Source organism: Varibaculum massiliense (genome assembly GCF_900106855.1).
Taxonomy (GTDB): Bacteria; Actinomycetota; Actinomycetes; order Actinomycetales; family Actinomycetaceae; genus Varibaculum; species Varibaculum massiliense.
The window spans coordinates 323,357-345,724 of the sequence record NZ_FNWI01000004.1 but is presented as its reverse complement, the minus strand read 5'-3'; the positions used below and the strand labels follow the sequence as shown (position 1 = coordinate 345,724).

The 22,368-nt window shown below is 53.5% G+C and carries 20 protein-coding genes and 4 tRNA genes; 9 read left to right on the top strand and 15 right to left on the bottom strand.

Going from position 1 to position 22,368, the window contains the following annotated elements; translation table 11 throughout:
- The first annotated feature begins 3 nt into the window (after window positions 1–3).
- From BQ5456_RS01605 to BQ5456_RS01595, 3 genes are read left to right on the top strand one after another with little or no spacing between them, the layout of a single operon-like run.
- Entirely contained in the window at window positions 4–744 is a 741-nt protein-coding gene (locus BQ5456_RS01605) for an ABC transporter ATP-binding protein (RefSeq protein ID WP_231725803.1), read from the top strand.
- On the top strand, window positions 737–1,165 hold the full coding sequence (locus BQ5456_RS01600; RefSeq protein WP_071128458.1) for an FMN-binding protein: 429 nt from the start codon (window positions 737–739) through the stop codon (window positions 1,163–1,165). Before BQ5456_RS01605 ends, BQ5456_RS01600 begins: the two co-directional genes overlap by 8 nt.
- A gap of 6 nt (window positions 1,166–1,171) precedes the next feature.
- A complete protein-coding gene (locus BQ5456_RS01595; RefSeq protein ID WP_071128457.1) occupies window positions 1,172–2,068 on the top strand; it encodes an FAD:protein FMN transferase in 897 nt (298 codons plus the stop codon).
- Between the two features lie 426 nt (window positions 2,069–2,494).
- Here BQ5456_RS01595 and BQ5456_RS01590 read toward each other — a convergent pair.
- Window positions 2,495–2,568, bottom strand: a tRNA-Pro gene (locus BQ5456_RS01590).
- A gap of 121 nt (window positions 2,569–2,689) precedes the next feature.
- On the opposite strand from BQ5456_RS01590, the gene uvrB reads away from it, so the two are divergent.
- The 4 genes from uvrB to BQ5456_RS01570 all read left to right on the top strand — a co-directional run bounded on the left by uvrB (window position 2,690) and on the right by BQ5456_RS01570 (window position 8,749).
- Window positions 2,690–4,783, top strand: coding sequence for an excinuclease ABC subunit UvrB (uvrB, locus tag BQ5456_RS01585; protein ID WP_071128456.1), 2,094 nt, complete (start codon window positions 2,690–2,692; stop codon window positions 4,781–4,783).
- Window positions 4,780–7,323 (top strand): HAD-IC family P-type ATPase, encoded by a 2,544-nt coding sequence (locus BQ5456_RS01580; protein WP_235858510.1) that lies wholly within the window; start codon window positions 4,780–4,782, stop codon window positions 7,321–7,323. The genes uvrB and BQ5456_RS01580 overlap by 4 nt, the downstream gene beginning before the upstream one ends.
- Before the next feature lie 123 nt (window positions 7,324–7,446).
- Window positions 7,447–8,475, top strand: a complete 1,029-nt coding sequence (locus BQ5456_RS01575) for a TerC/Alx family metal homeostasis membrane protein (RefSeq protein WP_071128455.1) — start codon at window positions 7,447–7,449, stop codon at window positions 8,473–8,475.
- Window positions 8,476–8,674: 199 nt separating this feature from the next.
- Window positions 8,675–8,749 (top strand) — tRNA-Val (locus tag BQ5456_RS01570).
- A gap of 7 nt (window positions 8,750–8,756) precedes the next feature.
- On the opposite strand, the gene BQ5456_RS01565 is transcribed toward BQ5456_RS01570, so the two are convergent.
- The 5 genes from BQ5456_RS01565 to BQ5456_RS01545 all read right to left on the bottom strand — a co-directional run bounded on the left by BQ5456_RS01565 (window position 8,757) and on the right by BQ5456_RS01545 (window position 13,969).
- A complete protein-coding gene (locus tag BQ5456_RS01565) occupies window positions 8,757–10,034 on the bottom strand; it encodes a M18 family aminopeptidase (protein ID WP_071128454.1) in 1,278 nt (425 codons plus the stop codon).
- A 95-nt stretch (window positions 10,035–10,129) separates the two neighbouring features.
- Entirely contained in the window at window positions 10,130–11,176 is a 1,047-nt protein-coding gene (locus BQ5456_RS01560) for a DUF6308 family protein (RefSeq protein ID WP_071128453.1), read from the bottom strand.
- A 246-nt stretch (window positions 11,177–11,422) separates the two neighbouring features.
- Window positions 11,423–12,007, bottom strand: coding sequence for a serine O-acetyltransferase (gene cysE / locus BQ5456_RS01555; protein WP_071128452.1), 585 nt, complete (start codon window positions 12,005–12,007; stop codon window positions 11,423–11,425).
- 8 nt (window positions 12,008–12,015) lie between these two features.
- Window positions 12,016–12,951: a cysteine synthase A gene (cysK, locus tag BQ5456_RS01550; RefSeq protein ID WP_071128451.1), complete on the bottom strand. Its 936-nt coding sequence runs from the start codon at window positions 12,949–12,951 to the stop codon at window positions 12,016–12,018.
- Window positions 12,952–13,339: 388 nt separating this feature from the next.
- Window positions 13,340–13,969, bottom strand: a complete 630-nt coding sequence (locus BQ5456_RS01545; RefSeq protein WP_071128450.1) for a YigZ family protein — start codon at window positions 13,967–13,969, stop codon at window positions 13,340–13,342.
- Between the two features lie 217 nt (window positions 13,970–14,186).
- Between BQ5456_RS01545 and rpmF the strand changes: the two genes are divergently transcribed.
- Complete coding sequence (rpmF, locus tag BQ5456_RS01540; protein ID WP_071128449.1) at window positions 14,187–14,369, top strand: 50S ribosomal protein L32; 183 nt, start codon at window positions 14,187–14,189, stop codon at window positions 14,367–14,369.
- 105 nt (window positions 14,370–14,474) lie between these two features.
- On the opposite strand, the gene BQ5456_RS01535 is transcribed toward rpmF, so the two are convergent.
- The 7 genes from BQ5456_RS01535 to BQ5456_RS01505 all read right to left on the bottom strand — a co-directional run bounded on the left by BQ5456_RS01535 (window position 14,475) and on the right by BQ5456_RS01505 (window position 19,142).
- Entirely contained in the window at window positions 14,475–15,332 is an 858-nt protein-coding gene (locus BQ5456_RS01535) for a hypothetical protein (protein ID WP_071128448.1), read from the bottom strand.
- Window positions 15,329–16,102, bottom strand: coding sequence for an ABC transporter ATP-binding protein (locus tag BQ5456_RS01530; protein ID WP_071129865.1), 774 nt, complete (start codon window positions 16,100–16,102; stop codon window positions 15,329–15,331). The genes BQ5456_RS01535 and BQ5456_RS01530 overlap by 4 nt, the downstream gene beginning before the upstream one ends.
- A gap of 61 nt (window positions 16,103–16,163) precedes the next feature.
- Window positions 16,164–16,535, bottom strand: coding sequence for a GntR family transcriptional regulator (locus tag BQ5456_RS01525; RefSeq protein WP_071128447.1), 372 nt, complete (start codon window positions 16,533–16,535; stop codon window positions 16,164–16,166).
- A gap of 366 nt (window positions 16,536–16,901) precedes the next feature.
- The gene (locus BQ5456_RS01520; protein ID WP_071128446.1) at window positions 16,902–17,741 is read right to left on the bottom strand and encodes a hypothetical protein; all 840 of its coding nucleotides are present in this window, start codon (window positions 17,739–17,741) and stop codon (window positions 16,902–16,904) included.
- Window positions 17,738–18,478 carry an ABC transporter ATP-binding protein gene (locus tag BQ5456_RS01515; protein ID WP_071129864.1) on the bottom strand — a complete coding sequence of 247 codons (741 nt, stop codon included), beginning with the start codon at window positions 18,476–18,478 and terminating at the stop codon, window positions 17,738–17,740. Before BQ5456_RS01515 ends, BQ5456_RS01520 begins: the two co-directional genes overlap by 4 nt.
- 61 nt (window positions 18,479–18,539) lie before the next feature.
- Window positions 18,540–18,911 (bottom strand): GntR family transcriptional regulator, encoded by a 372-nt coding sequence (locus BQ5456_RS01510; protein ID WP_071128445.1) that lies wholly within the window; start codon window positions 18,909–18,911, stop codon window positions 18,540–18,542.
- 157 nt (window positions 18,912–19,068) lie between these two features.
- Window positions 19,069–19,142: transfer RNA gene (locus BQ5456_RS01505), tRNA-Pro, on the bottom strand.
- A 75-nt stretch (window positions 19,143–19,217) separates the two neighbouring features.
- Between BQ5456_RS01505 and BQ5456_RS01500 the strand changes: the two genes are divergently transcribed.
- Window positions 19,218–19,291 (top strand) — tRNA-Gly (locus tag BQ5456_RS01500).
- Between the two features lie 247 nt (window positions 19,292–19,538).
- On the opposite strand, the gene BQ5456_RS01495 is transcribed toward BQ5456_RS01500, so the two are convergent.
- Both BQ5456_RS01495 and BQ5456_RS01490 read right to left on the bottom strand, forming a co-directional pair.
- Window positions 19,539–21,116 carry a recombinase family protein gene (locus tag BQ5456_RS01495; RefSeq protein WP_071128444.1) on the bottom strand — a complete coding sequence of 526 codons (1,578 nt, stop codon included), beginning with the start codon at window positions 21,114–21,116 and terminating at the stop codon, window positions 19,539–19,541.
- Window positions 21,113–22,363: a recombinase family protein gene (locus BQ5456_RS01490; protein WP_071128443.1), complete on the bottom strand. Its 1,251-nt coding sequence runs from the start codon at window positions 22,361–22,363 to the stop codon at window positions 21,113–21,115. The genes BQ5456_RS01495 and BQ5456_RS01490 overlap by 4 nt, the downstream gene beginning before the upstream one ends.
- Window positions 22,364–22,368 lie beyond the last annotated feature (5 nt).

The window sequence follows — 22,368 nt, the reverse complement described above, 5'->3', positions numbered from 1 at the left end:
GCTATGGCAGATAATAATGATGAACAATTGATTTATCGAGTTGAGAAGGTGTCTCGAAAATACGGCGAGTTGGCGGCGCTGGATAATGTCAGCCTCGACATAACTCGCGGCGAGTGGCTCTCGGTAGTGGGGCCGTCCGGTTCGGGCAAGTCAACTTTGATGAACATTCTGGGCTGTCTGGATTCCCCCACCGAAGGACTGGTTTACCTGGAGGGCGAGCGTCTGGACAAAATGGGTGAACTGGAATTGGCCGCGGTGCGTCGCCGCAAGATTGGCCTCATCTTTCAACAGTTCCACCTGGTAAAGCACCTCTCGGCGGTAGAAAACGTGATGATGGCCCAGTACTACCATTCCCTCCCCGATGAAGCCGAGGCAATGGAGGCACTAGACCGGGTGGGCATGTCCGCTCGCGCCACCCACCTCCCTCATGAACTGTCTGGAGGGGAGCAGCAGCGCGTGTGCGTGGCTCGTGCCCTCATCAACCACCCCTCCGTCATCCTGGCCGACGAACCGACCGGAAACCTCGACGAGGCAAACGAAAACATCGTTATCGACTTCTTTTCGCAGCTGCATCGGGAGGGCACCACCCTGCTGGTCGTCACCCATGATGCCAACGTTGCTCGGCAAGGGCAGCGCCAAATCATTTTGGAACACGGGAAAATCGTCAGAGAAGTCCACAACCAATCGCAAACCGCAGAAAAATGTGACCCACAAATGCTTGAGACGGGAGGAAATGATGCGTAAAGCGACCGCGGGGGCGCTACTCGCAATCGGCATGGTCGCCCTCAGTGGCTGCGGGTCTTACCCAGCGGCGTCGACCTTGCCGGACGGGCAATACGCGGGCAGCTCGCTGCCCGACGAGGACGGTACAGTCGGTAAAGTTCAGTTTACGATTAAGAACGGTCAGGTGGTTGACGCTGAGTTTCGTCTCTATGACAAAGACGGGACGGCACATGACGAAAATTACGGGAAAACCGCTAGCGGCGGGATAGACACGGAGTTTTACCAGCGCGCCCAAGCCGCTATCAGCGCTGAACAGCGTTATGTGCAGCAGTTCCAGAAGACCGGGGATCAAAATAAGGTCGATAGGGTGTCCGGGGCATCGTTGTCACATCGGCTGTTCCTCGATGCGGTTCAGACGGCTATGGAAGCAGCGCAAAAGTAGGCGTTCGTGTACCTAACGCCGACTCCACCAGGAGAAACCACTATTACCTTTGCGGCGATGGGGACGCTGGTGTCGGCATCGTGGCGCAGCACTCCCCAGGTCGCGGAGGTTCTCCGGGTGAGTCTGCCGCAAAGGGTGGCGCAGTTGGAGGATGACCTGTCGCGGTTTCGGGCGGATTCTCCCGTGAGCCGCTTGGATACCGAGTGGAGGGATGTCGGGCCGCACTGTGCCGCGGTGTTTGGGGCTGCTCAGGAATGGGCGCAGCGTACCGGGGGTTTTTTTAAACTATTTCCGTGCCTGGGCTGGGACGCCGAAACGCTGCAGTTGCGGGGCGAGCAGGCTCGTCTCACCGACGGTGTGGGGGCTGGGGGCCTAGATTTGGGAGGTATCGCGAAAGGTTACGCGGCTGCGCAGCTGGCTTCTCTCATTCAAGAATCAGGGGGTAGCGGCATCTTGGTGTCCTTCGGGGGTTCGTCGATTGTGGCGCCGGACCGCCGAGCCATCATCAGAGTGCAATCTCCCTGGACAGGCCGGGAATTCTTGGGAGACCTGCAGATAGAAAACGAGTCCCTCTCTAATTCAATGCTGCCGCAAACCCAGATTGTCCCCAGTCTGGTGCGCAGCCACATTCGCGGTCTGGACGGGCAGCTCGCGTTTACCGATATTTGTGCGGCACTTGTGGTGGGACCTGACGCGATGAGTTGCGAGGCTCTCTCTACCGCGCTGATTGCGGGAGGAAGCCCCCTGCTGCACGATTTGACTCAGAAGGGCGTTCTGGGTGGGGCGTATCGCGCCCTCGCGATGACTTCCAATGGGAGGGTGTTTGCCGACCCCGCGTTACAGTTGAGTATCACAATGGATTTGCCCGAACCGTTGTCACTGAGCCCCGTGTTGCCGGACTGACGCCGCAACGGGCTTGTGCGACCCGGCGGCGCGGGTAAAACATATGAGCTTCGAACATCAGACCTAAAAATGATCCACGCTTTGCGGTGAAACTTTGATACCTTGCGATTCCAGTCGGGTCGCAATCCGCCCTGTTGAAAACCGCGCAAGCAGCAGAAGCAAGCTCAGCGAGGCGAAGCGTTCACGCTAGAGAAGCAGGAGGTATTAGACGCGATTCGCGCCCGTGCTGCTGTCCAACAGAAGGTGAATGAACTGGAGCTGTAATCACCTCCAAAACCGGGTTAATACCCAAAATCACCCATCCATAACACCCACCATGTGGGAAAAGCATCTTAATTTTTCGGGTAATGAGAGTGGTTTTGAGAGTAGAGTTACTATTTAGCTGGAAATCTTGTTGCCCTAAACAGTATTTTACCAGCGCATTTGTCGGGCTGACAGGATTTGAACCTGCGACCCCTTGACCCCCAGTCAAGTGCGCTACCAAACTGCGCCACAGCCCGTTACCTCCCCGAGTTTATCGGGGGCAGCTAGTTTCCAGCAAATCACCAAGACGTGATTCTTAACGCTTACCGCGTCCTCGCTACCATCCTTAGTGCCTCCGCCCCTAGTAGACTGGGGGACGTGAGTGAGCAACTGGATCTGCGTCGCGCTAAGAAGCCTTTTAAAGTGCAGGCGTCCTATCAGCCGTCTGGGGATCAACCGCAGGCGATTGCCGAGCTCACGCAGCGGATTAACAATGGGGAAAAAGACATTGTTCTGTTGGGGGCAACCGGGACCGGAAAATCGGCGACCTCCGCCTGGCTGGTAGAGCAGGTGCAGCGTCCCACTTTGATAATGGAGCCCAATAAGACTCTGGCTGCCCAAATGGCGGCGGAGTTGCGCGAACTTTTCCCCGATAACGCGGTGGAATACTTCGTTTCCTACTATGACTATTATCAGCCAGAAGCCTACGTACCCCAGTCCGATACCTATATCGAAAAAGATTCTTCTATAAACGACGAGGTCGAGCGGCTGCGGCACTCTGCCACTAACTCTCTGCTGACGCGCCGAGACGTAATCGTGGTGTCTTCGGTTTCCTGTATCTATGGCCTGGGCACTCCCCAAGAATATGTGGCGCGGATGGTGCCCTTAGAAGTGGGGATGCAAATAGAGCGTAATGAATTACTGAAACGCTTTATCACCATGCAATACACGCGCAACGATATGGCGTTTACGCGGGGAACTTTTAGGGTGCGCGGAGACACTATCGATATCATCCCCATGTACGAGGAAATGGCGATCCGGATTGAAATGTTCGGGGATGAAATCGATTCCCTGGCCACCTTGCATCCCATCACCGGGGAAGTAATCGACGAGGAAGACTCGGTGTTTATTTTCCCTGCCTCTCACTATGTGGCCGGCCCAGAACGGATGCAGCGCGCCTTAGACGGAATCGAGGACGAACTCGGCGAGCGGCTGAAATACTTCCATGAACAGGGAAAACTTTTAGAAGAACAGCGCTTGCAGATGCGCACCACCTACGATCTGGAAATGATGCGCGAGATCGGTACCTGCGCCGGTATTGAAAACTATTCCCGCCATATTGATGGGCGCGGACCCGGTAGCCCTCCCAACACCCTCCTCGACTATTTCCCCGAAGACTTCCTGCTGGTAATCGATGAATCCCACGTCACGGTTCCCCAGATTGGAGCCATGTTCCATGGGGATATGTCCCGTAAACGCACCCTGGTCGATTACGGCTTCCGCCTACCCTCGGCGATGGATAACCGTCCTTTGAAATGGGAAGAATTCCAAGAACGGATCGGGCAAACCGTTTATCTATCGGCGACCCCGGGGCCTTATGAATTAGAACGCTCCGATGGGGTAGTAGAACAAATCATTCGACCCACCGGCCTCGTTGACCCGAAGATTGTGGTTAAACCCACCGCGGGGCAAATCGATGACCTGATGGAAGAAATCTTGGTTCGCAGTGAAAAAAACGAGCGGGTGTTGGTCACTACCTTGACCAAGAAAATGGCTGAAGACCTCACCGAATACCTGGCGGAGCGGGGAGTGCTAGTGGAATATCTGCATTCCGATGTGGATACTTTGCGGCGAGTGGAACTGCTGCGAGAACTGCGGCTGGGCAAATTTAACGTGCTAGTAGGGATTAACCTGCTGCGAGAAGGGCTAGACCTGCCGGAAGTGTCGCTAGTTTCAATCCTGGATGCCGATAAGGAAGGGTTTTTACGCTCTACCACCTCCCTGATTCAAACCGTAGGGCGCGCGGCTCGTAACGTATCCGGGGAAGTACATATGTACGCTGACCAGGTCACTGATTCCATGCGGGCGGCGATTGAGGAAACCGAGCGGCGGCGAGAAAAACAGCTGGCCTATAACCGGGAGCACGGGATTGACCCCCAACCGCTGCGTAAGAAAATCGCGGACGTTACCGATATGTTGGCGCGCGAAGAAATTGATACCGAATCTTTGCTCGGTACCGGATATCGGGGGGCAGGGAGCGGACCGGATGCGCAGACCCGCCGGCAGACCGGGCAGGACGTGCGAGAACGGCTGGCGAATCAAAACGAATCTAGCCTAGCAGAGCTAATCGCGGAACTCACCGCGCAAATGCAAGAGGCCGCCCGGCAGTTACAGTTCGAGGTGGCGGCGCGGCTGCGCGATGAAGTACGAGACTTAAAGAAAGAACTGCAACAAATGCGGGAGGCGAATTGAGCGATAGCAATAGACAGTCAGACCCTTCCGCCCCGGGTGATGCGATAAGTGCCCGTCCCCTTCCCGTCTCTGGAAACAGAAAAGGAACGCTAGCGCCCACGCATAGCGGGGAAGCGTGCAGCGAAGAACTGGAAGATCAGCTGCTAGGACTGAGCGAAACCGAGGTCGCGAAATTGAAAGCCGCGGGGCTGGTCAACCAATTCACCCCCCGAGCCAGTCACACTGTGCGACAAATTTTGCGTGCCAATGTGTTTACCTTGTTTAACGCGATTCTCAGTATTTGCATTGTGGTCACATTGATTTTTGGGCATTGGGCAGACGCGGTTTTCGGGATAGTGATGGTGGTTAACGCCCTGACCGGCATTGTTTCTGAACTTCGCGCTAAACGCGTGTTAGAGAAAATCAGTATTTTGCAAGAAAATCCGGTGATGGTGGTGCGCGGCGGGGCAGAAAAAGAAATTTCTCCCCGCCAGATTGTGCAAGGAGACTTGTTGCATTTGCGGCGCGGTGACCAGGTGCCTGCCGATGGGAAAATCATTGCCACCGGTGGAATCTACCTGGACGAATCCAACCTCACCGGGGAGTCAGTTCCGCGCGCCCGGCAAAGGGGAGAAGAAATTTTTTCTGGCGCTGCGGTAGTAGCTGGTGATGGATATGTAAAGGTATCGGCGGTAGGCAGCCAGTCGTGGGCGAATGATATGGCTATCCAGGTTCGCAAATTCAAGATGGCACATTCGGAGCTGGAAGCCGGAATTAATAAGATCTTGAAGGTCATCACCTATTGTTTACCTCTGGTTATCGTCCTACTGGCGGCGGCGCAGGTTCGTAACCTGGGAGGACTAGGGGAAGTTAACTGGGTAAATATTGGCCCGGTAGTGGTGGCGGTAGTTGCCGGAATGGTAGGGATGATACCCCAAGGGCTAGTCTTGCTCACCTCTATTAACTTTGCTGCTGCTTCTTTAAAGCTGGTGCGCCAAGGGGTGCTAATGCAAGAGTTGCCCGCAGTAGAAGTCCTGGCCAGGGTAGATACTCTCTGCTTAGATAAAACTGGTACTCTTACAACCGGTGAGATTGGGGCGCGCGGCTTCGTGCTACCCGGGAAAGAAGAGTTAGTTCCCGGCGGCGCCCTGGATAAAGACGCGCAAGCAGCCCTGGCAGCTTTGACTAAAGAGAGCGATAACGACACGTCGGCAGCCATCTATCAGCGTCTAAATGGCGATCTGGCAACCCTTCCTACAGATATTGAAAACCCGCAGCTAGTGCCGTTTGATTCCGCTCGCAAATGGTCAGCGGTGGTTAGCGGCGCAGATACCTGGGTGCTGGGCGCTCCCGAAATTGTGTTGGCTGCCGATAGTCGAACCCAAGAGCAAACCGGAACCTGGGCGGGGCAAGGCGCGAGGGTACTGGCCTTGGCACACAGTCAAAATGAACAGATTTCGCCAGAGAACCCTGCTTTGCCTGTCGGTTTACAGTTAAGCGCGCTAATAGTGCTGGCCGAACGCCTCCGCGAAGACGCTGCGCAAACCCTGGATTTCTTTAGGGAAGAAGGGGTGGAAGTCCTAATCATTTCCGGGGATAACCCGGTCACGGTCGCGGCTCTAGCGGGAAGGGTCGGGATAGAAACCACCGGGTTTGACGCCCGGAAGCTGCCGGAGGACGCGGAAGGGATTGCCCAGGTACTCAAGGAACACCGGGTATTTGGGCGAGTCACCCCGGAGCAAAAACGCGCCCTGGTGCAAGCCTTGCAGAAAGCAGGGAAAACCGTGGCGATGACCGGGGACGGGGTAAATGATGCCCTGGCGCTCAAAGACGCGGATTTGGGGATTGCGATGGGAAATGCCGCCCAAGCCACCAAGTCCGCGGCGAAAGCCGTCCTCATTGATTCCAAGTTCTCTACTTTGCCGCAGGTACTCCGGGAGGGGCGTCGCGTGCTAGGAAACATGGAACGGGTATCCACCCTGTTTTTATCCAAAACAACCTACGCTGCCCTGTTAGCGCTGGTAGTAGGGGTTCTAGGGATACGTTATCCCTATCTGCCTCGACACTTGACCTTGATATCTTCTACCACCATCGGGATTCCCGCGTTTTTCTTGGCGCTCGCGCCCTCGAATCGACGCTACCGTCCCGGTTTCTTACGTCGGGTGGGGCAACTGGCTTTACCGGCGGGGCTGCTTTGTGGCGCCACCTCGATTGCCGCTTACCTGTGGATAGGGCGTACTGAGGCGGCAACCTCGGTCGCCACCATCGTCTTAGCTATTGGGGCGCTAGGGTTGCTGGCGATTTTATCCCGACCATTACACAGTTGGCGGGGAGGCTTAGTTATCGCCATGATTGCCTTGGTAATCACGGCGATTGCGGTGCCGGTGGTGCGTAACTTCTTCGCCTTAGAGATTCTAAGTTTCGCGCAATGGCTGGTAGTTGTAATTTGTAGCCTGATTTCCCTATCGGGACTGGTAATTATCGGTACCAGATGGGAACGGCGGCATTGGCCAGATCACGGTTCGGGGTTGCGACTAAAACACGTTAGAATAAGAAGGTAATCGCGGAAGGGGAGTACTTCCACTAACAAACCAGCCGTCATCACGGCAAACTTGCCCGGCTGGTTGGGCCGGAAACGGCGGAAGAAGACCTTGGCATAACAGCAACGAAATGGAGAACGCTGCATGGGTCTGGTACCTACGCTCAATGCCACCCCTGGTCACGAGGTAATTCATTGGTGGAACTGGCTGCTGTTAGCAGTCATTATTCTGGCTTTATTGATTATTGATTTTCGCGGACACGTCAGTAAAGCTCACGAACCTACCATTAAAGAGGCCGCCGTATGGTCCGGTATCTATATGGCGATTGCGGCCGCTTTCGGGTTGGTGGTTTGGCTGCAATGGGATCTGAATCTAGCTGCCGAGTACTGGGCAGGTTGGATCACCGAATGGTCACTTTCCCTGGATAACCTATTTGTTTTCATCATTATTCTGAACGGTTTCAAGGTTCCCCGTGCTTACCAGCAAAAAGTAATCATGCTGGGAATCGTAATCTCGATGGTGCTGCGCCTAGCATTTATTCTGATTGGCGCTGCTTTAATCAACGAGTTCGCCTGGATTTTTTACCTTTTTGGGGTGTTCCTGATCTATACCGCCATCAGTCAGGCACGGGAAGGAATCACTAAAGAGGACGAAGGGGAGTCTGCAGAGGGCTACCAGGAAAACAAGTTCACCTCGCTGGTGCGGCGGGTACTGCCAGTTTCGGAAGGTTTCCGGGAAGCTAAACTACTCTACCGTCACCGGGGGAAAACCTACGTGACCCCCATGTTCTTGGTGATTATGGCGATTGGCTCTGCGGATTTAATGTTTGCTTTTGACTCCATTCCCGCAATCTTTGGTCTCACTAAGCACCCCTTTATTGTATTTGCGGCTACTGCCTTCTCTCTAATGGGGCTGCGACAACTATTCTTCCTAGTAGACGGACTGTTGGAGCGCCTGGCATTCTTACATTACGGGCTGGCACTGATTCTAGGATTTATCGGCGTGAAGTTAATCATCCATGCTGCCCACGAGGCTCCCTTCCTGGGGATAGAGAAATGGGCACAGATGGTTCCGGAACCCTCTATCGGTTTTTCCATGGGTTACATCCTGATTGTCCTGGTGGGAACGGCGCTGCTGTCGATCTGGTATTCACGGCGCCAACAGGCTAAATAGTCGCTGCCTTTGGTAGTCGCTGCCAAATTGGTGACCGCCTAGAACTTGTTTTCAGACTAGAAGCTGCCTTTGGCGGTTAGTATTGCAATGAATATGGCTTCTGAATTCGAAAGAAAAATTAGGGTTGGAAAATAATCACAGCAGATACAGCAGATTTGGATTGCACCCGCAAAATCCGGTAACCTGGTCTACGTTCACCGGGCCATTGGCGCAGGGGTAGCGCGCTTCCTTCACACGGAAGAGGTCACTGGTTCGAAACCAGTATGGCCCACCACTAACAGTTATTTCTGCAGGTAGGCCTGCATTATTTTCGCCATCTCCACCTGGTCGCTGAGGGCGCACATTTCTCGGGCAGTATGCATCGACAAAATAGGTACCCCCACATCAATAGTGGTTATCCCCAGGCGGGTAGCAGTCATGGGGGCGATAGTTGACCCGCAGGTGACGGCATTGTTTGAGACGAAGCTTTGGGTTTTAACTTCACTTCGCCGCGCCGCGTCCTCCCAAATATGCCAGCCCTGCGCATCGGTGGCGTACCGCTGCGAAGCATTGAGTTTGAGTACCGGCCCGGCTCCCATTACCGGTCGGGTATCGGGGTCGTGTTTTTCCGGATAGTTGGGGTTTACCGAGTGGGCAACATCTGCTGATAGACACGAGGACGCTGCCAGCATCCGTTCAAAGGCTTCCACTTCACCCGTGGCGAGGGCGCAGCGGCGCAACACCTGTTCTAACAGGGGACCGGCGGCCCCGGTTTCGGTGTGGGAACCGACTTCCTCATGGTCAAATGCCGCGCTGATCAGAATATTTTCTCCCTGAAAGTCCGTTTCTGCCAGGCTTAATAGGGCTTTAGTGGCGCTGTAGACCGATAGCAGGTTATCTTGACGGGCAGAAGCCAGGAACTCTCCGTCAGTTCCCAGCCGCTGCGGGGCGTGGGTATCGAAAGTATAGAGTTCGTGGCTAGTGATTTCATCGGCGCTGCTAAGTCCCGCCTGCTGTGCTATTAGGTCCAGAATCTTCCTCGAGGATCCCCCTACGTACCAGAGGGGACGCAAGTGTTGCTGCCGGTCTAATTGCAGTTTGTTCGCGGAATCCCGATCCAGGTGGGGAGCTAGCTGGGGGATAATGGCGATCGGTCCGGTACGCACCGGGTAGCACCCTTCGGAGCGGTCATAAACGATTCCGGCGATCCCTAGTTCCCGATTTAACCAAGAGTTAGGGAGCATTCCTCCATAAACTTCTACATTGAGCTGCCCCCAGCCATCGGGGCTGAGGCTATCGGGGGTGGGTTTTAGTTTAAAAGCCGGAGAATCAGAATGACTGCCGATGATTCGGAAACCTTTGGGGGAGCCGGCAGGTACAATCCAGGAGATGAGGGCGCCTTTACGGCGTAAGAAGTAACGGCCAGGGTTTTGCGGCCAAGGCTGCGAGGGGTCAACTTGTTTGAACCCCTGGGAGCTGTATAACTCAGCCAGAGTGCGGGCAGCGAAGGTGGCACAGGGAGAAGCAGAAATAAAGTCAGTTAAACCTTGGGTGTAGGTTTCCAAATCAAAACTCGTCATAGCTCCATTTTAGGGGTGAAGGGTTAAAAAGTTCCTGCCCCTTAGCTGCAGGTGCCAGCTAAGGGGCAGGAAAAAGATTAGGGAAGTAGGAAAGCTTATAGAGATACCGGGTCGGTAGAGATGAACCCCTCATCTGCGTCCTTGCCCCGCACGTGGCGTCCCCGCCGGCTGCGGGCTGCGCGGGAGTTACCCAGGTCGGCAGGTTCCTCCCCTCCCAGATGGCGAGCGTTTACCGGACGCTTTGCCTGGTCAACCTCGCTAGTTTCCTCACCTTCCTTGCGCTGAGCTTTTTTCGCCTTAGCCTCGGCAGCTTTTTGCGCCTGACTTTGCGCCTCTTGCTTTTTTGCGAGTTTCTTGCGCTGTTTCTTGGTGCGTTTAGCGAGTTTCTTGCGAAGTTTTTCTTCCTCCCGCTCTTGACGGCGAGCCGCTTTTTCTTGACGGAGCCGTTCTTTTTCCGCCGCGTGATTGGCCTGCCAAGCCGAAAACACTAGCGCTTGCAAAAGCTGTACTTGCGAAACCCATTCGGGCAGCTCCAAGGCTTCCCGCAGGTAATAAAGCTGGTGTGCGAGCCGTCCGCGGTCAGCCAGTAGCAACTCATGGAGATCTTGACAGAACTGCACGTAATCGGTGACGTCCCCCCAGGGACGACGGTCATCCTTAGAAAACAGGGGAAGCGCCGCCGGACGTAGCCGAGCTAAAAGTGCCGCCGCCGCTTTTGGTTTTAACACCAGCGGATCTTTAGTTAATGCTGTCCACAGCTGCGTTAGAGCCCCAGTTTCGCTGTCGAACACCTGGGAAGGAATATCTACCAACTGGGTTTCGGCGGGGATTTGCTCCATTAGTTCAGGCAGCGGTTCAGAGGCAAAAAGCTGATCCAAACCTTCACTGTCGACTGCAAGATCTAGGTTTGCCAGGGCTAGGAGATCGCAATCTCGTAAGCGGCAGGCACCTTCCCAAGAGGAATCATCGGTTTGTGGTTGCAGAGGAAAACTAGGGGAAAACTTGGAGGTGAGCGAAAACAAGGTAATTCGCGGATTGTGTGCTTGACAGTAGTAGTCAGTGAGTAGGAAGCGGGCCTGCTCCCAGGCGTCAGAGTCCCCGCGAGTAACTCCGGTAACGATTTCCGGAACTGTGTTAATCATATTTCCTCCGTACCTAGCTGGTTACCCTTAAATTGTAGTCGAAAATACATCCGGCATGGCGTTTGCGTTCATCAGAAGGACTTTTTTACCTGCTGTTAAACCGATTCTGCCCGGTTAGGAAGGCTTTAAGCCCTGGGGGGAAACTTTTCTCAGGGCGCCTTTCTTGGCTGCAAAGACGCTCTCACTAAAGAAACTCAGCTGCTTTTCCGAGGGCGTGCAGGCTGGCTTTACCAGCGGCTCCGCGTCCTAGATGAACAAAGTGGGGTCGATAATCAGTTCAGCTGTCTTTTGTTGCTTGCAGCCCGGAGAAACTCGCGCCGGTACCCCAATGGCGGAACATCCTGCGGGCACGTCCCGTACTACTACCGCATTGGCGGCAATCCGCGCATCAGAGCCCACGTGGATAGGACCGAGTACTTTGGCGCCGGCTCCCACCATTACCCGATCCCCGAGGGTGGGGTGTCGCTTACCTTTGGTCATTGACACCCCACCTAATGTGACCTGGTGAAACAGCACGCAATCGGTGCCAATTTTGGTGGTTTCCCCGATAACTACTCCGTCCGCATGGTCGATAAACAGACGCCGCCCCAGGCGGGCTCCGGGGTGAATATCCACCCCGGTATAGCTGCGAGCAATCGAAGAAACTATCCTGGCCAGTAGTTTCAAGTTTTTCTTGAACAGCGAATGCGCCAGGCGGTACGCCCAGACTGCATGCACCCCCGGATAGGTTAGTGCCACTTCTAGTTTGTTGCGGGCAGCCGGATCCGAATTAATGGCAGCCGCTAAATCTTCTTTACATAGTTGCACCAAAGTTGGTTCCGGCTTCGCCATTTTTGCTCCTAGTCCATCAAATCTTTAAACAGCGGGGTAGTGAGGTAACGCTCGCCAGTATCGGGTAGCAAAGTCACGATACGTTTACTCTTCATATCAGGGCGCTGCGCCAAACGCAACGCTCCCGCTAAGGCCGCTCCCGCGGAGATTCCCACTAGCAGCCCTTCTTTAGTGGCGGCTTCGCGCGCCATCGCCACTGCATCCTCAGTTTTTATGGTTAGGATTTCGTTCATTACCGCAGAATCTAGAATCTCAGGCACAAAGTTAGCCCCGATTCCTTGAATCCCGTGCGCGCCGGCCTCTCCCGTAGTGAGCAGGGCAGATTCTGCCGGTTCAATCCCAAAAACCTGGATATCGGGATTTAGTTCCTTTAGCCGGCTGCCTACTCCGGTGACGGTACCGCCGGTACCGATTCCGGCGACGAAGGCGTCAACCTGGCCGTCGGCGTCTGCCCAGATTTCCTCGGCGGTGGTTTCAAAATGAGCCTGGGGGTTAGCCGGATTGGTGAACTGGGAAGCTAATATGGCTCCTTCGCGTTCTGCCACCACTTTCTGGGCGGCGTCCACCGTTCCTTGCATGCCTGCTGCTGCCGGGGTCAGAACCAACTCCGCTCCGAAGGCGCGCATCAGGGCGCGGCGCTCTTTCGACATAGATTCGGGCATAGTGATTACCACTTTGTAGCCACGGGCAGCGCCCACCATCGCTAGTGCCACCCCGGTGTTTCCAGAGGTGGACTCCACCAGAGTGCCGCCGGGCTTTAACTTTCCAGAGGCTTCGGCGGCGTTTACCATCGCTAGCGCCACTCGGTCTTTAACTGAGGAGGCGGGGTTGAAGGATTCAACTTTGGCGACTACTTCGCCGTCAAAATCGGCTGGCAGCAGGTGATTGATTCTAACTAGGGGAGTGTGGCCTACTAATTCAGTTACGTCTTTTGCGATATTCATGCTTTTCCTTTAAAGAGTTTTAGTGGTGAGGGATGCTGGGAAGCCAGCTATAAAAGTCGGGAATCGGGGCGAAAATAGTTTGCTGCCCCGAGGGACAACCCGCGCCTGGCGGTCGGCGGGATGCCCCTAGATACATAGCCGACAGCGAGAGATGGCGGGAAAACGCATTTGCCTCTCCGATCTGTCGTTAAAACTTGGTTACTTCAAGTTTTAACATCTTCGGTTTTAGAGCCGCAACTTTTATGCGCTCAGTAAAATTGGGGATAACTGCTGGATGCCCGGGCGCTCCTACCCGGGGCATGCCGGTTGGCTGCCCGATACCGGCGTTAATAGCCGGACTAAGCAAGGTAGCGTCAAGATCTAATAAACCCGCTGGGCAGGGCGGCGATTATTCTCGCACTTCGCAAGTTATCTCCGGCGCCTTCTCTACGCTGATTTCCCGCCCGCTGATGCTCGATAAGTAGCTTTCAATCTGCGACTGGGTAGTTTCCAGGGGGGCAGAAAAGCGCAAGGTGGCATCTTGGGCAAAGTCGCGCGCCAGGATCTGGTAACCGTTTTGGGTAAGTTTTGCCTCGATTTTTCCGGCTTCGCTGATCGGTAGCTGCAGCTGGTAGGAAGGTTGGGTAACCATCCGCACGGTTTGGGCGTCCTCCAATACCGCTTGCACCGCGCCAGAATAGGCGCGCACTAACCCGCCGGTACCCAGTTTGGTACCCCCGAAATAGCGGGTAACAACACAGGTCAGATTGGTTAGCCCCGATTCGGTTAATACCTTTAGCATCGGGTTGCCAGCAGTTCCCGCCGGCTCCCCATCATCACTGCTACGGGCGGTATCGGGGCCAGAATCCTGGTGAATGAGGAAAGCGGTGCAGTGGTGGCGAGCATCGGGGAACTCGCGGCGAATCTGGGCGATAAACTCCCGGGCGGCCTCCTCACTATCGGTACGCGCACAGGAGGCGATAAAGCGGGAACGTTTAATCTCGATATCACTGCGGGCAGGGGCATAGATAGTGCGCATAGCTCGATCCTATCTATTTTGTTAGGAGGGGGAGGGGGAAGCTCTGGCTTTAGAGCCAGCGCGCCCTCGGAAATAAAAATTGCTTTTCTTGCCCCGTTTTTACCCGAAAGAAGGTGCTCGCGGTACAAATCACATGGTTGAAACTGGAATCTTTCCGTCATAAATGGCACAGTTATAGAGGTTATTTTTGTATTTGTATTAGTTAGAGGAGTCCGTGATGGCAGTACCAAAGCGCAAAATGTCTCGTGCGAATACCCGCACTCGGCGGTCTGCTTGGAAAGCCAAGGCACCCCAGCTTACTACGGTCAAAGGCAATGATGGGCGTTCCTATGTGGCACCTCGTCACCTGACCAAAGCGGTAAAGCTGGGACTGTACAGCCCGGCAGACGATTTCGAGTAAAGCTCGAAGTTAAGAAAGCGCCCCTAGCAGTTATCCTGCTAGGGGCTTTTGATTTATTCTTTTATAGTTTCCTACTAGAGGTTATTTGGGTATTAGCCCAGTTATTTAGCGCAGCGAAGTTCCTTTCTTGATGAAGTCGGCGGTGAAACAGCCCATAACGATAGTGGCTAGGATGCTGCCAATAATCGTCCAGATCGAGATAGCTAGATTAGCGTCTGACGAGGGGCTGCCAATACTAAACAGGTTGAGTAGTCCGCCTCCCCAATCAAAGGAAACTATGGGAGAATTTGGCTCGAAAAAGAGTATTTGTCCAGGTGGAATAATCATTATGGCATTGAATATTTGCAAAGCAACGTAGGTTAGTACTGCGACTAGCACCGGGCCGCCGATACGCCCAAAACGATCCAAGAAGGGAGCGTGGTTACCGGTGGTGATCACGAATTGCAGGCCGATAGCGCCGGTGATTGAGGTAAAGATTAAGAACAATGCCACTAGCAGGATAGTTTGCCAAATGGTATTCCAACTATCGCCGCTAAGGCCCCAATCGTCGTCTGTAAACGGGGCAATCAGGTTTACTATCCCCGCGGAGAGCAGAAGGAAACACCCCAACATGACCAGGTGGGACACTATCAGCACTACCGAGTTGAACAGGGTTTTTGCCCAAAATATCTGGTGGGCTTCTGCCGGTATCGACATGGTGAAATATCCGGTTTTCCCGTACATAGAGCGGTAATAATGGATAACTATGAACACCCAGTAAACCACCGGAACGGCGATAACTGTTATGAAGCCCAAGACGGTAAAGGTGGTAGCGGTGGGAATCATGACCCGATTGCTGGCAATGGCCGGCATTAGTAGATCTATTCCCGTTATTACCAGCGAGGTTATCACTGCTACTGCCAGGGTGATTCCTAGCGGTTTACGTAGCGCCAGGAAATCGTGTTTCATTATTTTTTTAATCATCGGTACATCCCTCTAAATAGTCCGTCCAGACTGGTTTGGTAGGTGCTGCGGAGTTGGTCTGCGTCTCCGCTTAAAAATATTTGTCCTGCGGACATAAATACTGCGGTGGAAATCACCGGTTCGATATCACTGATTAGGTGGGTAGATAGCAGCATGATTGCCTGCGGGTTGAAACGAGAGATAACTGCCCGCAAGATTACTTCCCGTGCCGCCGGGTCCACCCCGCTGATGGGCTCGTCTAGCAGGTAGATGCGAGCGTTTCGTGACATTATTAGTGCCACTTGTAGTTTTTCGCGCATCCCCTTGGACATGTCGGAAAGTTTCCGATCAGCAGGTAGGCGGAAGAAATCTACCATTTCCTGTGCTTTGTTGCTGTCAAAATCAGCGAAGAAATCCTGGTATTGGGTAATCGCTGCCCGGGGAGTGAGGTTATCTGCCAGGAGGGAAGTATCCGGCAGGTAGGAAGTGAAGGCCTTGGTTTTGGGTCCGGGGGTTTGTCCGAAAAGGCGCACCTCGCCCTCATAGTCCTGCATTACCCCCGCCAAGATTTTCAGCAGGGTGGTTTTGCCGCAACCATTTGGTCCCATCAACCCCACTATTCCTCCACTGGGTAAAGTTAAGCTCGCATTGGAAAGACCGATTTGGGAACGGTAGAACTTCGATACTCCTTTGATTTCGATAGCGGCCGGTTCTGAAGAGTCACCGCTAGGGGAGTTTACTGCCGGCGCTGGAGTAGCATCGGGGTCGCTAGCTGCGGTGAGGAATTCCATCTGCGCGGGGTTTCCGGCTGTAGGTGTAGACGGAGGGTGTGGGAACTGGTTTAACTGATTTTCAGTCATGAGATTCTCCCTTTTTCCATTGTTTTTCTACGAGGTCGAGTGTTTGGGGCAGGGTAGCCCCAGCTTTTTTCATGGTGGCGGCGAACTGTTCGCTGTGTTCCAGGAATGCTTTCTGGCGAGTAAGCAAGATTTTGTCCTGGTCTTGGGTGACGAACCGTCCTGCGGTACGCTCTGATACCGCCAGACCTTCCCGCTCTAGTTCCGATAGGGCACGCTGCACCGTATTCGGATTAGCCCCTACCATTTGCGCGAGGTCGCGCACACTGGGAATCTTGCTTCCCGGTGACCAGCTTCCAGAAGTGATGCGGCGAGAAAACTCGTCGCGCAGCTGGCTCCAGATCGGAATCGCTGAGTTTAGCTCCATGTCCCCTCCTTTCTGTCCTTTCGGTTACTGTATCAATGTAGTAATACAGTAACTCCGCTGAGGGTGCTGTGTCAAGTGGTTGATACAGATTTCTTTTATGGTCTTTAGGAGGCGGGCACCATAGTTGCCATACCTGGAGTTCAAGCAGGGGCATTGGTTTTCCTCCTGCCCAAAGATAGGGAGTTTTCTCCCGTTTAGTAACCCCGTGCTGGTAGTTTTTTAGAGGCGGGAAAACGAGTTAGTTCCACACGGATTGACCAAGAAAAGCGCGGGGAAGAAGTTTGGGTATTAACCCTAGATTTTGTGCTTCCCGAATGAAGACTACCTCGAGGTCTCCTGAGGGAATCTGCTTTCAATACCTCATTTTTAGCGCAGGGAAGTACCTTTCTTTAGGAAGATAGTAGTGAGATAACCGGCGACTGCCGTGAGGATGGCGGTGATAAACAGCCACCAGATTGAGATCGACGGGGGTTGTACATCTATAGCCCGGGTATCGTCAAAGGGAATCACCTGGTCGAGGACGCAACCTCCCCAATCCAAAGAGATGAAGGGGGCGTCAGGAGCAAAAAATATCACCCGTCCGGGGATGAACAGTAGCAGGAAGCCAATAATTTGCATTCCCACGTAGAGCAGCACCGCCACTAATATCGGGCCGCCAATTTTTCCGAAACGGTCCAGGAAAGGTCTGCCGTTGCCGGCGGTAACTATGAACTGGAAGAAGAAAACACTGGAAATAGAAGATAGTAGCAGGGTCGTCAGAATCAGAAAAGCTACTTGCCAGACTTCTTTGGTTGTGAAGAAGGATTTTAGATCGGCGACAGTGGAATCCGGGTCCCCCCAAATCGCAGCTGTGAGTAACAGTAGCCCTCCGCCAAAAAACAGCAGGGCGGAGAGGCGGAGCGCTGAAAGGTTAAATAGGCTTTTTGCCCAAAACAGCTCGGCGGGACGCGCCGGGATCGACATGGTGAAATACCCAGTTTTGCCGTACATGGAACGGTAATAGTGAACCAAAAGGATTATCGAATACACCAGGTAGGCGGCTATTAGTCCTGGAAAAGCTAGGGTTACTAGGAGGAGTGCTAGGGTGTTACGCAATATCACCATGATTATCGCGGCTAAGATTGCGGTCGACAAGGTCAAACCGATGGTAATACCTAGCGGTTTACGCAGCGCCAGGAAATCGTGTTTCATTATTTTATTAATCATCGGTACATCCCCCTAAATAGTCCGTCCAGACTGGTTTGATAGGTGCTGCGGAGTTGGTCGGCATCTCCGGTTAAAAATACTTGTCCTGCAGACATGAAGACGGCAGTAGATACTACGGGCTCGACATCGCTGATCAGGTGGGTAGACAGCAGCATCACCGCCTGGGGATTGAAGCGGGAAATAACGGCTCGCAAGATTACGTCCCGCGCCGCCGGGTCCACCCCGCTAATGGGCTCATCCAGCAGATAGACGCGCGCATTTCGCGACATAATCAGCGCTACTTGTAGCTTTTCGCGCATGCCTTTGGACATGGCAGATAACTTCCGATCGGCTGGCAGCCGGAAAAAATCTACCATTTCGTAGGCTTTCGCCGAATCAAAATCGGTGAACAAGTCCCGGTATTGGCGGATTGCCGAGCGCGGAGTGAGGTTATCTGCCAGCAAAGAACTATCGGGTAGGTAGGAGGTAAAAGCTTTGGTTTCCGCTCCCGGGGTTTGTCCGAAAAGCCGCACCTCGCCCTCGTAATCTTGCATTACTCCAGCCAAGATTTTCATGAGGGTGGTTTTTCCGCACCCGTTTGGTCCCATCAGGGCGACTATGCCGCCACTGGGCAGGGTTAAGTTGGCGTTAACTAGTCCGATCTGGGAACCATAGAACTTTGATACTCCCTTTATTTCGATAGCGGGAGCAGCCTGCTGGGGAGCGGCGGTAGCGGTTGAAGGGTTCGCCATTGCCATCTGCTCGGGGTATCCGCCTACAGGTGAAGACGGTGGGGGTGGGAACTGGTTTAACTGGTTGTCAGTCATGAGATTCTCCCTTTTTCCATTGTTTTTCTACGAGGTCGAGTGCTTGGGGTAGGGTAGCGCCCGCTTTTTTCATGGTGGCGGCGAACTGTTCGGTGTGCTCCAGGAATGCTTTCTGGCGAGTAAGCAAGATTTTCTCCTGGTCTTGGGTGACAAACCGTCCCGCAGTACGCTCTGATACTGCCAAGCCATCACGCTCAAGTTCGGATAGGGCGCGCTGTACCGTATTGGGATTGGCTCCCACCATTTGCGCTAGGTCGCGCACACTGGGAATTTTGCTTCCCGGTGGCCAGCTTCCAGTAGTAATGCGCCGAGAAAACTCATCCCGCAGCTGGCTCCAGATTGGTATCGCTGAGTTTAGCTCCATGTCCCCTCCTTTCGATTACTGTATCAATGTAGTAATGCAGTAACTCTGCCGGGGTGCTGTGTCAAGTGTTTAATACAGATTTTGGGGCCGTGTATTGGGGTGTGGATAGGAGAAATCCCGCGACATATGCGGACATATGTCGCGGGACATCACATAGTCGGGGCGACAGGATTTGAACCTGCGACCCCCTGCTCCCAAAGCAGGTGCGCTACCAAACTGCGCCACGCCCCGTCAGTTTTAGTTTCTGACCTCTAATAGGTTACACTGTTTCTCGCGCCTTTCGTTAACTCGAAAGGAAAGCTAGTTGCGAGTGTAGCTCAATGGTAGAGCCCCAGCCTTCCAAGCTGGTCATGCGGGTTCGATTCCCGTCACTCGCTCCATTTAGACGTTGGATTTGATAAGTACCCTTTTGCGTTAGCGAGTATCGCTTAGGGGGGTGTGAAAAATCGCTTGCGTTAGCGGGTTTGGGTTTTGCGTTACCTAGTATCGTGTTTTCCCTGTTCAGGTAGGGGTTTGGGGTTTAACTCGCTAACGGAGATGAAAAATGCGCCTCTCTTAGTCGCAAATAACGCTGTTCTAGCGGTGTCGGTTCGAGTCTGGTGCTCTAGCCGCGTTTAGGGTGTGGGATTAGAGATTGACCATGATTTCTTTCCCGGTTCTGAAAATGAACCGGATCTGGTTTGCGCCGATGATGGCGTGGTCGATTAGGGCGTTCCATTGACAGGCCGTGAAGTGTTCGATGGGTTTGTCAGCTAGCTGGGAGTAGGCGGTTTTGATTGCGGTGGCTTTGGCGTTTTTGGCTGTTATCTGTGCGTTAACGGCGTGTTTTTCTGCGAGTGTTTTCTGGTATTTCGCGTCTAGTTGGGTGTATTTGGCGAGGTATTGTTCTTGGTCTTGCGCTAGGCGTTGATTCTCAGCGATCAGCTCCTCGATCTGGTTGGCAAGAGCGCGGATCTTGTCATCTAGGTGGCTGGATTCTGCCTCGAGCTGGTCAGTATTGAACATTTCGGTGATGGCTTGTGGTAGGTGATCTTTCCCGCGATAGTTTTTAGCGAGCTGGTCCAGTGCTGAAAGGAACGCGGTCTGGATTTGCTGATCACGCAAGGTAGCGGTCTGGCAGGGACGGGGATGGTCGTATTTGTGGTTGCATCGCCAGATAGTGTGTTTGTATTTAGTGTTGGATGCCCAGGTTTTGCGTCCGTACCAGGATCCGCAATCTGCGCATTTTAGGCGGCTGGCGAACAGTCCGATTTTGGCGGTGTTGGCCGCGTGGCGGGTGGCGAGTTCGTATTGAACCTGGTCCCAGACTTTCGGGTCGATGATGGGTTCGTGGTTGCTGGTCACGTAGTACTGGGGGAGTTGTCCTTGGTTTTCTTCGATGCGTTTGGTTAAAAAGTCAGCGGTGAACGTCTTTTGTAGTAGCGCATCTCCTTTGTATTTTTCGTTCGATAGGATGGAGCGCACGGTTGAGGTAGACCATTTGGTTTTACCGCGAGGAGTCAAAATGCCACGGTGCTGTAGTTCTTTGCGGATTTCGGTGATGGACAAGCCAGACAAGAATAACCGGTATATAAGGCGCACGGTTGGTGCCTGGGTTTCGTCGATGACTAGGTTGCCGTCCGCGCCTTTCTTGTATCCGAGCAGTGAGGAGTATGGCACCATGACTTTTCCGTTTTGAAAGCGTTTGCGGTGTCCCCAGGTGACGTTCTCGCTGATGGAGCGGGATTCTTCTTGGGCGAGGCTGGACATGATGGTGATGAGTAGTTCGCCTTTAGAGTCAAGAGTCCAGATGTTTTCTTTCTCGAAATATACCTCCACCCCGGCGTCTTTTAGCTGGCGGACGGTGGTGAGGGAATCGACGGTGTTACGAGCAAACCGTGATACGGACTTGGTGAGGATGAGGTCGATCTTGCCGTTCAAGGCGTCAGTGATCATGTTTTGGAAGCCTTGGCGGTGTTTGGTGGAGGTGGCGGAAATACCTTCATCGGTGTAGATGCCAGCAAATTCCCAATCGGAGCGGGATTGAATATGGGTGGTGTAATAGTTGATTTGAGTCTGGTAGCTGGTGGCTTGTTCTTCCAGGTCTGTAGAGACTCGAGCGTAAGCTGCGACCTTCCGTTTGAACAGTGGGTTACAGGCGGTAAGGTTGTGGCCTGGTTTTTTGGTAGCGGGTATAGCGGTAACGCTGCGCGCTAGGGTGTTCATGTAAGTCTTCCTTGCTTATCTAGAGCAATCTTTATGCTCCTAGCACCGCGAAGATGGATCATAAGGTGGTCAGGGAATGCTTCGATAGTGACGATGTGGTTTTCAACAGCGTGCTCGTCAAATTCTTCTAGGTTGAGGGTCGTGGCACATATGGACTGGAGCATGGTTTCGCGTAGATTATGCCCACCACACGGGTTTCCCTGCCCCTTACAGGCGCTCCAGCAGCGCCAATAGTGGTAATAGTTTCCTGAAGCATATCGGCGGGTTTTCCGTTGATAGTTACGCCTGCATGTCCCGCAGCGAATACGGCCTGTAAACACTCCGGTGTTAAGCGATGGTGTCGCGGCAGGTCCGATCTGGCGGCGGCGAGCAATTTCTTGTTGTACCTTGTCGAAAAGGGCTGGTTCGATGATTACTGGTAGTGCCTTTTCAACCCAATATTTTGTCAGAACCCCGTCGTTGGGAGTGCGGGAGGTGGATCTGATGGTCTTGTTGAAGGTCTTCTGTAATAACTGGCATCCCTTATAACGCTCATTTTCAAGCATCCGACGAAGCACTGATCCGTGAAACACCCCACCGCCACGAGAGCGCAAACCCTCATTGTTTAGCTGATTAGCCGTCTTTTCAGGACTAATCCCTGCTAGATAATTGGAAAATAATCGTTGCACTATCTGGGCTTCATCATGATTGATAACGAACTTTACTTGTGTCCAAACATATCCATAGATAAAGAACGAATTAGTGCCACCATCCTTGTAGCGATTACGGATAGCCCATTTCACGTTCGCTGATAGTGAGGCTGATTCTTCTTGAGCAAACGAGGCCAGCAACGTCAAGAGCAGCTCACCATCATTGGTGGAGGTATCGATGTTTTCGCGTTCGAAACGAATAGAAACATTGAGGTTTTTAAGGTCTCGCACTATCTGCAACAGGTCAACAGTGTTACGGGCAAGCCTGGAAATCGATTTACACAACACAATATCCACACCGCCACCATGAGCTAGCGCCATGAGATCAGCTAGTCCTTGACGACCACGCATTTTCGTTCCTGTGGTTCCCTCGTCGATAAACACGCCTGCATAGTCCCATCCGGGTGTGGACTGGATCAGGCGCGAGTAATAAGAAACTTGCGCCGATATTGAGGAGAGCTGGCGGCGGGTACTGGTAGAAACCCGCGCGTATGCCGCGACTTTCACTAGTTTTGGTCTGGAAACAGATAGCCGTGTTATCTGCTTGATTTTCGCCACTATTC

What these genes read in the sequence shown, in the direction of transcription:
- BQ5456_RS01535 (WP_071128448.1), bottom strand. Translation starts at nt 15,332, where the DNA reads ATGATTAAAAAAATAATGAAACACGATTTCCTGGCGCTACGTAAACCG.
- BQ5456_RS01600 (WP_071128458.1), top strand. Translation starts at nt 737, where the DNA reads ATGCGTAAAGCGACCGCGGGGGCGCTACTCGCAATCGGCATGGTCGCC.
- BQ5456_RS01510 (WP_071128445.1), bottom strand. Translation starts at nt 18,911, where the DNA reads ATGGAGCTAAACTCAGCGATACCAATCTGGAGCCAGCTGCGGGATGAG.
- cysE (WP_071128452.1), bottom strand. Translation starts at nt 12,007, where the DNA reads ATGGCGAAGCCGGAACCAACTTTGGTGCAACTATGTAAAGAAGATTTA.
- BQ5456_RS01530 (WP_071129865.1), bottom strand. Translation starts at nt 16,102, where the DNA reads ATGGAATTCCTCACCGCAGCTAGCGACCCCGATGCTACTCCAGCGCCG.
- BQ5456_RS01560 (WP_071128453.1), bottom strand. Translation starts at nt 11,176, where the DNA reads ATGATTAACACAGTTCCGGAAATCGTTACCGGAGTTACTCGCGGGGAC.
- BQ5456_RS01520 (WP_071128446.1), bottom strand. Translation starts at nt 17,741, where the DNA reads ATGATTAATAAAATAATGAAACACGATTTCCTGGCGCTGCGTAAACCG.
- BQ5456_RS01515 (WP_071129864.1), bottom strand. Translation starts at nt 18,478, where the DNA reads ATGGCAATGGCGAACCCTTCAACCGCTACCGCCGCTCCCCAGCAGGCT.
- BQ5456_RS01605 (WP_231725803.1), top strand. Translation starts at nt 4, where the DNA reads ATGGCAGATAATAATGATGAACAATTGATTTATCGAGTTGAGAAGGTG.
- BQ5456_RS01495 (WP_071128444.1), bottom strand. Translation starts at nt 21,116, where the DNA reads ATGAACACCCTAGCGCGCAGCGTTACCGCTATACCCGCTACCAAAAAA.
- BQ5456_RS01525 (WP_071128447.1), bottom strand. Translation starts at nt 16,535, where the DNA reads ATGGAGCTAAACTCAGCGATTCCGATCTGGAGCCAGCTGCGCGACGAG.
- BQ5456_RS01575 (WP_071128455.1), top strand. Translation starts at nt 7,447, where the DNA reads ATGGGTCTGGTACCTACGCTCAATGCCACCCCTGGTCACGAGGTAATT.
- BQ5456_RS01545 (WP_071128450.1), bottom strand. Translation starts at nt 13,969, where the DNA reads ATGCGCACTATCTATGCCCCTGCCCGCAGTGATATCGAGATTAAACGT.
- cysK (WP_071128451.1), bottom strand. Translation starts at nt 12,951, where the DNA reads ATGAATATCGCAAAAGACGTAACTGAATTAGTAGGCCACACTCCCCTA.
- rpmF (WP_071128449.1), top strand. Translation starts at nt 14,187, where the DNA reads ATGGCAGTACCAAAGCGCAAAATGTCTCGTGCGAATACCCGCACTCGG.
- BQ5456_RS01565 (WP_071128454.1), bottom strand. Translation starts at nt 10,034, where the DNA reads ATGACGAGTTTTGATTTGGAAACCTACACCCAAGGTTTAACTGACTTT.